Source organism: Mycobacterium sp. NGS68, assembly GCF_059812195.1.
Genome location: NZ_JCALCE010000020.1, coordinates 33,901 through 45,047, shown reverse-complemented (window position 1 = coordinate 45,047; position 11,147 = coordinate 33,901). Strand labels below are relative to the sequence as shown.

Sequence of the window (11,147 nt, the reverse complement as noted above, 5' to 3'; positions counted from 1 at the left end):
ATCACCACATCACGATGCACGGGATCGCGCCGACCTGGCTTTTGTCGCGCGCAGTGAACCGCAGGCGGCCTGGAATCGGGCCCACTCATCGGCGGTGGGGCGGGTCGGGCAATCGTCGTAGGCCTCATCGCTTACAGCCAAGTCCGGCGCGAGCTTCCACATCAACGTTGCGAGTTCGGCGACATGCCCGGCCTTGGCGGCGAATTTGTGGAACACCCGCTGGCGTAGCCAAGACTGGGCACTCTCGGCGCCGGCGGCGAGATCCAACTCCGGCAATCGCAAAGCACCCTCGCATCGACGAACCTGCTCCTCAAAGCGATCCTCCCAACACTCGGTGCGCCAACCGCTCCACAACCCGGGTAGCGCCTCGAATACGCCCACCGCCTCGGTGGTTTCCCAGGCTCCCAACGTTTTTCGCGGCACGTCGATGTGTAGGCCGCCGTGCGGAATCTTGCCGAGCTTCAACCGTTGAACACCGCGGCCGGGCAGTAGGTCCAGCAACGCGGGGCCGTACCATGCCTTGCTCAGGTCGCCGCAGTACAACGGCCAGAACCTGAGCTCGCCGGCGGCGTCGACGACGGAAACGAGGTTGCACATGGTGCTTCGATCGCGCTGGGGCCTGAGGTTCGGCCGATGCTTGTCCTCATACGGCCGCAATTCGGCTCCGACGTATCCGGCCAGTTCGGTGGTTCCGTTGTATGCCCAACTGATTCCATAATCGGGCCAGACCACGGCGAGCGCGGTCATGATGGCTCGGCGCTCGTTCATGGACACCATCATTTCGTCACCGAAGAACAACAACCGCCGGCGATCTAGGTCCACCACCGCCCCGCCGTCAGCCCACAGCGGGTCGACCCAGTCGTCTTTGCCGACCGGCTCTAGAGCCTGCACGTACCGCAGCGCGAGGTCCGGGCCGCCGATCAGCGCATCGAGCATGCGGTAGCCCAACCAGCGCGCGTCAAACAGTTGCCAATCCTGATCTTTCACAACGACGAAGTTCGCCATGCTGCCCATGTCGGCCCCATTTCGGTATGGACGCGACCCCCGAGGTCGCATCGATTGCGGCCGAGTCTGCACCACGGGTCCGACAACTTTTCCGGTGCGGAAGAATCGCGATCACTATGGTCGACAACGAAAGTTCCGCTGAGGGCTCGGCACCCCCATCGCGGCGACGCCACATCGCGCAGCTCGTCGTCTTCGCTGCCTTCCTGTGCACGATGTTCTACCTGGTGGCAATCGCGCACGTCATCGACATGGATGCGGTTCGGCGCGTGGTGTCGGCGACGGGACCCGCCGCGCCGCTGACGTACGTGGTGGCGTCGGCGATGCTGGGCGCGTTGTTCGTGCCGGGTTCGATCCTGGCCGCGGGCAGCGGGCTGCTGTTCGGTCCCGTGCTGGGCATCTTCGTCACGCTGGGCGCCGCGGTGGGCACCGCCGTCGTCGCGAGCCGCATCGGCCGCCGGGCCGGCCGGGACAGCGCCCGAGCTCTGCTCGGCGCAACGCGCGCCGATCGTATCGACGCGTTAATCGAACGAGGCGGCCTGTGGGCGGTCGTCGGCCAGCGCTTCGTTCCCGGCATTTCGGATGCGTTGGCCTCCTACGCGTTCGGCGCGTTCGGAGTTCCGCTGTGGCAGATGGCGGTCGGCTCGTTCATCGGCTCGGCACCGAGGGCATTTGTCTACACCGCACTGGGCGCGGCGATTCGGAATCGGTCGTCGGCGCTCGCCTACGCTGCGATCGCGGTGTGGTGCGTGACCGCCGTCGTCGGCGCAATCGCGGCGCGGCATGGATACCGAAAGTGGCGCGGGCACAACCGCCGACGGCCCGACACGCCGTAATGCGGACTTGTCGGTGCCGCCTCAGGCCGAGATCTATCACGCTCACGCGGCCGAGGCCCGCGGTATGGCGTTTGGCGGAAAACTTGTCGTAGGTCGCTGCTTTGATGTGGTTATGTCGTCGTCCGCTTTGCCTGTCACGCCGGTCAGACCGATGGATCGTTTGGAGGTGTTGTTTGAGGAGTTGGCGGAGTTGGCGGGTCAGCGTAATGCGATTGATGCCCAGATTGTGGCGCGGGTGGCTGAGATTGAGCGGGACGGGTTGTGTGGGATGACCGGGGCGCGGTCGGTCAAGGCGTTGGTGGCCTGGCGGCTGGGATTGTCGACCTCGACCGCGGCCACGATGACCACGGTGGCGGGCCGGCTCGCAGAGTTCCCGTCGTGTGCCGAGGCGATGGCGGCGGGCCGGTTGTCGCTGGATCAGGTGGGGGTGATCGCCGCCGGGGCGGGTGCGGGCTCGGATGAGCATTATGCGGAGCTGGCGGCGGTGGCCACGGTCAACCAGTTACGCACCGCCGTCAAGTTGGAGCCCCGCCCCGACCCGGAACCGCGCCCGGCCCCGGAGCCCTCGCTCACCAAGACCGGCACCGAGGCGGGCAGTTGTTACCGGATCACGTTGGGCCGGTTGGAGGCGGCGAAGTTCGATGCCGCGCTGGCCTCGCATCGGGATGCGCTGATCGCGCAGTGGACACGCGACCACGCCGACAGCGCCGAGGGGCAGCGGCCCCCGATCCCGTCCACAGTGGATGCGTTTCTGCGGTTGGTGGAGGCCGGCTGGGACGCTGATGCCGCCCAGCGCCCGCATGGGGCGCACACCACGGTGGTGGTGCACCTCGATGTCGCCGCCCGTGCCGCCGCCCTGCACCTGGGCCCGCTGCTGACCGACGCCGAACGGCGGTACCTGACCTGCGACGCCACCTTCGAGGCGTGGTTTGAACGCGACGGACAACCGATCGGGGCAGGCCGGGAGACCCGCCAGATCAGCCGCCGGCTGCGCCGCGCCCTCGAGCACCGCCACTCCACGTGTGCGGTGCCCGGGTGCGGGGCCACCCGCGGCCTGCACGCCCACCACCTGGTGCACTGGGAAGACGGCGGCCCCACCGAGCTCTCGAACCTGGTGCTGCTATGCCCGTATCACCACCGGCTGCACCACCGCGGCGGCATCACCATCTCCGGCACCGCCGAGGATCTGACCGTCACCGACAGCGACGGCCACACCCTGGACAACCGCTCCCTGGCCCGACCACCCAACACACCCCCACCCGATGTTCCGCCCTGGAACGGGCCTTTGGGCGAGCGCGCCGACTGGTGGTGGTACACACCCTACGAACCGGAAAAGACCGGGACGTAGCGGATCGTGATCGAATCCGTGCGCGACATGGCGGCCGGCGGCGGGGCCGGCCCGCCGTGGGCGTGCAGAAAGTGTCGGCTAGCGCAGCGTGTCGCCGTACCTCTGCGCCCGGTCACCGGCAGGCGCCGGACGGCGGGTATGTGTCGGTTTGCCCGCCTTCGCGCGACACGTTGTCGCTACAAGGCGGGCAGACGGCCGTAGGCCGATTTTCTTGTGACGTTTGGGGATCGCGAGCGTCCCCGAATGTGCGGCCGCACCCGCGATTTGACGCAACTTTGAGCGCCCTGGCGGGCCAGCGGCGGGCCCCCGCGACGGTGCACGACATGCCGGCCGAGCGCAGCGTGCCGCCGTACATCGGCGCACACTCGCGGGCGTGGCCGCGGGCATGTGGCGGTTTGCCCGCCTCCGCGCGACAGGTTGTCGCTGCGAGGCGGGCAAGACTCCCTATGCCGATTTCTTGTGACGCCTGGGACTCGCGAGCGGCGCCAAATTCGCGGCCCCATCGCAATTGGACGTAAATTTGAGCGCCCTCGCGGGCCAGCGGCGGGCTGGCGGGCGGCCATCCGGGTCCCCGCGACGGTGCACGACATGCCGGCCAGCGCAGCGTGCCGCCGTACATCGGCGCACACTCGCGGGCGCGCGACCGCGGGCATGTGGCGGTTTGCCCGCCTTCGCGCGACACGTTGTCGCTACGAGGCGGGCAAAAGGCCATATGCCAATTTTCTTGTGACGCCTGGGACTCGCGAGCGTCCCCAAATTCGCGGCCCCACCCGCAATGTCACGCAAATTTGAGCGCCCTCACGGGCCAGCGGCGGGCTGGCGGGCGGCCATCCGGGTCCCCGCGACGGTGCACGACATGCCGGCCAGCGCAGCGTGCCGCCGTACATCGGCGCACACTCGCGGGCACGCGACACGTTGTCGCTACGAGGCGGGCAAAATTCCATATACCGATTTTCTTGTGACGCCTGGGACTCGCGAGCGGCCCCATATGCGCGGCCCCACCCGCAATTTCACGCAAATCTGAGCGCCCTCGCGGGCCAGCGGGCGGGCAGGGCCCCCGCGAGCGTGAACGACATGCCCGTCAGCTCTACGAGGCAGGCGCAAAGACATATGCCATGTGAGGCCTGCGCCGCTACCCGCGACTCTGGGCGTCCATGCTCTGCGGCGGCAGGGCAGCCGACAGCCAACCAGGCCATCTTCAGCGCGTCGGCGCCAACATCTGCTTCCACCCGTCTTCCCCGATATTGCGGGAATTCTCAACGGAATACACCACACCGTCGGGCCCGACGACCTTGCCGCTCTGCACGTCGTAAATCGACGTGGGAAGCACGTTCGGCCGGTACACGCACGGGTTGGGCTGCTGGCCATTGCACTGAACAGTGCCCGAGCCGGGCCGCTGCAGCGGATCGCTGACCGGCGGCGGTGTCCCCGGCACGCGATCCGCCGGCAGCGGGTTCACGCCGTTGTTGATCGACGGCGCCGGGATCACCTGACCCGGCTTCACCGGCTGATCACAACGCGCGGCCGGCGCGGGACATGTCAGGATCTGGTTCGGCTCCCCGTACCAGGGGTTGGTCCCCATCGGCAGGTAGGGCTCACTGCTGCGGCACTCACGCGGGCTCGCGGCCCGCTTGCCGGGCACGTCCACACACGGGTAATTGCGCGCTCCGCGAACCACATTCGTCGCGTCCATCGGAATCTTGCAGTAGGTGCCCTTGGGCAGCGGCGCCGCACCGGTGTCCGCGGGTGCCCGCCATTCCGAGGCCGACATGAAGCCGGTCAGGCACGGTGGCGGCTGGTTGAACGCCAAGGCGCCGACGCCGAGACCCGCCTGCCCGGGAAACTCCGCGGTGACGGACTGGGCGATCGCGCCCGACTGCGGCAGGAACACCAGCGCCTGCTCGACGCCGTTGTGGTAGCGCTTGAGCATGTCGATCACGACCTCGAGGTTGGCCAGGAGCTGCGGCAGCGAATCCTTGATGTCGCCGAAGGTCGCATTGACCTGATCGGCGGTCGGCGCGGCATTGGCCAGGATGCTGCGCAATTCGGGGTCGGTCTGCGCGGTCTGCGCGGCCAGCATATTGAGGTTCGCGGACCAGCGTGCGATGTCGTCGCCGGCATTGACCTGACTATCGATGATGGGCGCGGCGCGCGCGATGATGTCGTCGATGTCGTCGATGCTGCCGCGGAAGTCGTGGGCGATCGCCTGGGTGGCGTCGACCAGGCGCCGCAGCGACGGTCCCAGCCCGCCAACGGCCTGTGAGGTCTCCCGAAGCAGTGTCCCCACTTTGTCTTTCGGCAGTACCGACAGCCCGCGGTTCGCGGCATCCAGCGCCGGACCGATCTGGCTCGGCACGGTGCTCTTCAGGATCGTCTGCTCGTCGAGGAAGTACGGGCCTTCGGTACGGTCGGACACCAGGTCGACGTACTGCTCGCCGACCGCCGAGACCGAGTGCACATTCGCCGACGCGTCGGTGGGGATCTGATAGCCGTTGTCGATGCTCATCGTTGCCCGCGCCCCCCGTTCGGTGGGCTCGACAGCGGTCACCTTGCCGATCGTGATGCCCCGATAGGTGACGTTTGCTGTGCGATAAAGCCCTCCGGAGCGCGGTAATTGGGCGTAGAGGGTATAGCGTCCGACGCCGACGAGGCTGGGTATCCGCAGGTAGTACCAGCCCAGCACGCCCACCGCGACGAGGGCCAACGCCGCCAACAGCGCCAACTGCGTTTTGATGAAGCGAGTCAACATCTTTCACTCGCCCCTCTCCACCAGCGGTCCCCCCGGGGCATCGTTCGGGTTTGGCGTATAACGCACATCCGGAATCATGGTGTTGGGATCACGCCCCCACGCCTGTTCGAGCGCCCGCAACATTCCCGAGAAGCCCGTCCCGCTCAGCATCGTGTTATCGATGGTGGACAGCGTCAAATCGAAGGCGCCGGAAACGTTGACGTAGTCGCCGCGGATGACCTTTGCCACGTCGTCGATGTTGAACGGGGCTGTGAGGCCGAGTCGCAACGCGTCGAGCAGGTACGGCGCGGCCCGCTCGAGTTGCTTGAGCGGCCGCTGCAGCAACAGCAGGCTCTGGTGCAGATTGGGACGGGTATCCGCAAACGTCCGGTTGGCGAGATCGCTGAGACGCCCGAGAGATTCGGTGGCATCGGCGAAGAGTTCGCGGGTATCGGAGAAATGCTGGATCAGTGGCGGAAGCTCGGTCAGCACCCGATCCAGCGTGTTGTTGTGGTGCGCGGCGATGTCCACAAGTTCGCTGGTGGCATCGAGTGCACGGGTCAGGTTCTCGCGTTGACGGTTCAGCTCGGCGGTGAATGTGGCTAGCTGGCCGAGGAATTCGCGCACCTGGTCAGCGTGGCCGTCGAGGATCTTGATGACCTCGCGTTGGATCAGGTCGAGGTTCGGAATGCCGCCGCCGTTGAGGATGATCGCGACACTGGCCAGCGTGCGTTCGACGGTCGGGTAGGCCGACGACTTGTCCAGCGAGATGATGTCGCCGTTTCGCAGCGGCCGCGGGGACGGGTCCGTCGGCGCGGCGAGTTCGACGTGCTGCGTGCCCAGCAGGCTGGTTTGGCCGATCTTTGCGGTCGCATTCGCCGGCAACTTCACCGTCGGATCCACGTTCAGTGTCAGAATCGCGGTCCAGTTGTCCAGCCTGATGTCGCGCACCGTGCCGACCCATACGTCGGCGACCCGCACCCGGCTGTTGGTGTTCAGCGCCAGAGTCTCAGGCATCTGCACGTAGATCGTCAGGCGATCCGCACTCGTGCCCCGGCCGATCGGCAACGGCACGTTGGCAATGCCGCGCCAGGAGCACGATGCCAGCACCGAAGCCAGCACCAGAGCCAGCAACAGCGCCACGCCGCGGCGGCAGCCACCGAGGATCCGCCGGGTCACTGGCCCGGGCCCGTCCGTGCGGGCGGAGGCGGATTGGACTCGTCGTAGGCGTTCGGGGATCCGGGCAGAGTGGTTCCCGGCGGCGGCGGCGCGATGTCAGGCCCACCCATGAGTTCGGCGAACGATTGCGGTGTCAGCATGTTCACGGTCGCCGGCTGCACCCGGGTGCCCTGCATGCCGGGCGCGACGACCCAGCCCGGCTCGGCGTTGCGGTGCGAGAACGGGGTGTCCCGCGAGAAGATGCCGGGCACGGTGGTGTCCTTGTAGCCCGACGGCGGGCGCAGCCGTTCCTCCGAATACGCCACCTCCTTGGGCAGGGTGGCCGCCGAGCTGAAGAGGTTGGAGCCCAACGGCGGATAGTTCAGCTTGATCGCGTCCAGCACCGGCGCCAGGTACTGCGCGCACAGCTCGGCGGAGTCCTGATAACCCTGGCGGCTGCCGGCCTGGATCGCGCTGCAGATGAACTGCAGCGGGTTGGCAAAGTTGGGGAATACGAACAAACCCACGAGCGAGCTGTGCAGTGGGTAGTAGATGTTGTTGAAGTTGCCCGCATAGGTGGGCAACACATGCAGTGCGGTCTCCAGCCCGTCGCGCGCCTCCGGCTGCAGCAGGGTGTTCGTCACGTCGGTCAGGTTGTTGACATCTGTGGCCAGCACGGATCTGTTTTCGCCCAGGAACTTTCGGACGGTGCCGAGCACATCGTCGACCCGTCTGACCGTGTCGGCCACGTCATGGTCGGATTTGGTGAACCAGTCGGTGAACTCGGCCAGGTCATTGTTGAGCGCGACGAACTGCCGGTCGTTTCGGTACAGCGCGCTGACGAACTGCGCGAGGCTTCGCGTGATCGCGACGAAGTCCCCTCGGCCCTCGTTCAGCGCGGTCAACGCGTCCGACAGGGCGCTCAGGGTTTCGTTGACCTGCTTGCCTTTTCCCGCGAGATTGTCCGCGGCCGATTCGATCACCTCACCGAACGGTCCCTTCGGCTGCTCCGGTGTCGGACCCAGCTGGCGGAGGATGTCGCTGATGGAGTCGCGCAGGTGATCCCACTCGACCGGAACCTGCGTGCGTCCGATCGGGATCACCGCGCCGTCCTTGAGCACCGGCCCGCCGACGTAGGGCGGCGACAGTTGGATGCTGCGCGATGCCACCAGGCTGGGGTTGAGAATCGATGCAGTGGCATCCGCGGGCACCTTGTACTTGTTGCTGTAGTGCAACGTGACCCGCATCCGGTCGCCGGCCGGCTCGATCTTGTCGATCGCGCCGACGCGCACTCCCATGATCTGAACCCTGTCGCCGGAGTAGAGCGCGAGGGCCTCAGAGAAATACGCGACGACGGTCGTGGTGGTCAGTTTCCGGTACAGCTGCGCGCCGAAGATGACGCCGACGAGCGCCAGCGCTGCCGCCAGGGACACGGCAATCAACACCCAGCGGGAGACCTCGGGCAGGCGAACCTTGCGGATGTCGAAGATGGTGCTCATTGATTGCTACCTCCCGTCCCATCGGGCGTAATGAGCGGCGCGGGCAGCCGGGGGCCGGGCCCCGGTGGCGCGGGTCCCGGCGCGGGTCCCGGCGGCCCCGGGCGGCGGGGACCGGCGGCCGGTCCCGGGAGTTCCGACCGCGCGCCCGGCGGCGCGATCCCGGGCAGCGGCACCGGCGTGCCGGGAACGCCCGGCGCCGTCTCACCCGCCCGGCCGGAGCTCGGCACGCCCGGTGTCGGCGGCAGCCCGTCGGGGTTCGGCGGCGACGCTTGGACGTCCACCGGAACGGGGAAGCCGAACGGCGCCGGGCCGAACGGCCCATCACCAGATGACGGACAGGGCAACGGATTTCCGGGCCGCGGCAGGCCGTCGGCGGCCGGCGTGTACGAGCACGGCGATCCCGGCGGCACGGCGGGGCCCGGGTGTTCGGGCGTGCCCTCCAGCACCGGCGGCGCCGGAGGCGGCGCTCCGTTGGGGAACCTGGTGCCGTTGGGGTCGGGGAACCGGAACGACGGCAGCCCGGTATTGCGCCAAAACTGCTCGGGGTCAATGCCGCGCTTCTTGAACGCCGCGTCGACCCAGGGCTGCAGGATCGTCGGCGGTAGCAGGTTCACGACGATGGCCTTGAAGTACGGCCCGGAGCCCACCGCCTCGGTCAGGGCGGCGGTGTACCTGCTGAGCAGTACCAGCACGTCGGCGAGGTCCTTCTTGCGTTTGACCAGTTCGCCGCTGACCGTGTTCAACTCTTGCAGCATGTGGTTGAAGTTCGGGTTCTCCCGGATCAGTGCGCGCACCTGGTCCGAGACCTCGTTCACGTTGCTCAGCAGGATGCTCAGCGCCTGGCTGCGTTGCCGGAACGCGGCCAGCAGGGTATTCGCGTTGACCAGCAGATCGTTGAATTGTCCGCTGCGGTCGCCGAGTACGCGCGCGACCTTGTTGGCGTTCGCCAGCAGCTGCTTGATCTGTTCGCCGCGCTGGCCGATGCTGTCGGCGAACGTCCTGACACCGGTGAGCGCGGCGCTGAGATGGGGCGCGGTTTGGTCGAAGGTCTCCGACAACACTTTCAGTGAGCGCTTGGTGGCGTCGATGTCCCAGCCCGTCGCGGCCTTGGTGGCGTCGACGAATGCGTCGTACACCTGGTAGGGGGTGGTGGTCTGGGCCGACTGAATGATGCCGTTGGGCTGCAACGGCGTTGAACCCCGCGGCTCGATCTGCATGTTCTTGCGGCCCAGCAGGGTGTCGGTGCGGATCGCCACCCGGCTTTGCGTGCCGATACGCTTGCCGGCCATCGAGAAGCCGACCAGGACGTGGTTGCCGCGAATCTCCAGCGACCGCACCAGGCCCACGTTCACGCCGGCGATCTCGACCCGGTCGCCCGGGCTGATGCCGCCGGTGTCGGCGAACTGCGCGTAGTAGACCGGCGTGGCGAACAGCATCGGGACGCTGGTAAAGCTCTGTCCCACACCAATTGCGAGCACGGTGACCACGACACCCATCAGCCCGACACGTCCGCGGTTGAATTCGGACAGGGTTCTCATTGCGGCGTGCACCTCCCGGTGGGGTGGCTGAAGAGCTTGATGGTGCGCACCGGACCGCCGGGCTGCAGCCCGTTGACTTTCAGCGACAGGTCGCACAGATAGAAGTTGAAGAAGTCGCCGTACGTCCCGCCGGCACGGCCGATGGTCCGGTACGCGGCCGGCAGCTTGCCCAGCACCTCGTCGAGGCTTCCCAGTTTGCTGATCAACGGCTCCTGGACGTTTTCGAGATACCCGACGGTGCTGTGCAGCAACGGCCGGTCCTCGGCCAGCAGGTCGGCGACGGTTCCCGCCGCGTTGCTGATGTGCGCGACCGCGGAGGCCAAGGGATCGGCCCTGTTCTTCAGCGCGGTGATCAGGGATTCCAGCTTGTCGACGGTTTGGTCAAATTCCTTCTCGTGCTTGACCGTAGTGGCAAGCAGGGTGTTCAGGTTGTCGACGACCTGGCCTATCGCGTGGTCCCGCTCGGCCAGCGTGGTGGTGATCGAGGCGGTCTGGTCAAGGATGTCGCTGATCGTGGCGCCCTGCCCTTGGAACACCGTGAGGATCGAGTGGGCGATGCTGTTCACCTTGTCGGGGTCCAACGCCTTGAAGAGGGGACGGAACCCACCTATCAATGCGTCCAGATCCAGCGCCGGCTGGGTGTGCTCGATCGGGATCGTGCCGCCCGGGGTGAGCCGACGGCCGCTGTATCCCCGCTTGAGTTCGAGGTAGCGGTCGCCGATCAGGTTGAGGTAGCGGACCGCGGCGGTGGTGGCCTGATCCAGTGGCAGCGTGCGGTCCACGCTGAAGTCCACTAGCACCCTCTTGTCCCCGTCGATCAACGTCACCTTGGCGACCTTGCCGACCTCCACTCCCGCGGCGCGGACAAACTGCCCCGCGCGCAGCCCGCTGACGTTGGTGAACACCGCGGAGTACCCGGTGGTGCGGTTGAATCGCATCTGCCCGAAGACGATGATGATCGTCACGGTGAACACCAGCAGAACCAACCACAAGATGCCGAGTTTGACTGCTGTGCCGGTGACCTTCATGCATTCCTCG

8 protein-coding genes are annotated in these 11,147 nt (G+C 67.1%); 2 read left to right on the top strand and 6 right to left on the bottom strand.

Annotated elements, in window-relative coordinates:
• Positions 1 to 9 precede the first annotated feature (9 nt).
• The gene (locus AC5Y5V_RS20710; RefSeq protein ID WP_499939294.1) at positions 10 to 1,014 is read right to left on the bottom strand and encodes a hypothetical protein; all 1,005 of its coding nucleotides are present in this window, start codon (positions 1,012 to 1,014) and stop codon (positions 10 to 12) included.
• Between the two features lie 107 nt (positions 1,015 to 1,121).
• Between AC5Y5V_RS20710 and AC5Y5V_RS20705 the strand changes: the two genes are divergently transcribed.
• Together AC5Y5V_RS20705 and AC5Y5V_RS20700 are read left to right on the top strand one after the other, a co-directional pair.
• On the top strand, positions 1,122 to 1,838 hold the full coding sequence (locus AC5Y5V_RS20705) for a TVP38/TMEM64 family protein (RefSeq protein WP_499939291.1): 717 nt from the start codon (positions 1,122 to 1,124) through the stop codon (positions 1,836 to 1,838).
• Between the two features lie 112 nt (positions 1,839 to 1,950).
• Complete coding sequence (locus AC5Y5V_RS20700) at positions 1,951 to 3,186, top strand: HNH endonuclease signature motif containing protein (protein WP_499939287.1); 1,236 nt, start codon at positions 1,951 to 1,953, stop codon at positions 3,184 to 3,186.
• 1,198 nt (positions 3,187 to 4,384) lie between these two features.
• Here the strand turns inward: AC5Y5V_RS20700 and AC5Y5V_RS20695 are convergent.
• Genes AC5Y5V_RS20695 through AC5Y5V_RS20675 form a run of 5 tightly spaced genes read right to left on the bottom strand, consistent with a single transcriptional unit; the run spans position 4,385 to position 11,137 of the window.
• The gene (locus AC5Y5V_RS20695; RefSeq protein WP_499939282.1) at positions 4,385 to 5,935 is read right to left on the bottom strand and encodes an MCE family protein; all 1,551 of its coding nucleotides are present in this window, start codon (positions 5,933 to 5,935) and stop codon (positions 4,385 to 4,387) included.
• 3 nt (positions 5,936 to 5,938) lie between these two features.
• Positions 5,939 to 7,093, bottom strand: coding sequence for a virulence factor Mce family protein (locus AC5Y5V_RS20690; RefSeq protein ID WP_499939277.1), 1,155 nt, complete (start codon positions 7,091 to 7,093; stop codon positions 5,939 to 5,941).
• Entirely contained in the window at positions 7,090 to 8,571 is a 1,482-nt protein-coding gene (locus tag AC5Y5V_RS20685) for a virulence factor Mce family protein (RefSeq protein ID WP_499939275.1), read from the bottom strand. Before AC5Y5V_RS20685 ends, AC5Y5V_RS20690 begins: the two co-directional genes overlap by 4 nt.
• On the bottom strand, positions 8,568 to 10,109 hold the full coding sequence (locus tag AC5Y5V_RS20680) for a virulence factor Mce family protein (RefSeq protein WP_499939273.1): 1,542 nt from the start codon (positions 10,107 to 10,109) through the stop codon (positions 8,568 to 8,570). Before AC5Y5V_RS20680 ends, AC5Y5V_RS20685 begins: the two co-directional genes overlap by 4 nt.
• Positions 10,106 to 11,137 carry a virulence factor Mce family protein gene (locus AC5Y5V_RS20675; protein WP_499939270.1) on the bottom strand — a complete coding sequence of 344 codons (1,032 nt, stop codon included), beginning with the start codon at positions 11,135 to 11,137 and terminating at the stop codon, positions 10,106 to 10,108. The genes AC5Y5V_RS20680 and AC5Y5V_RS20675 overlap by 4 nt, the downstream gene beginning before the upstream one ends.
• Positions 11,138 to 11,147 lie beyond the last annotated feature (10 nt).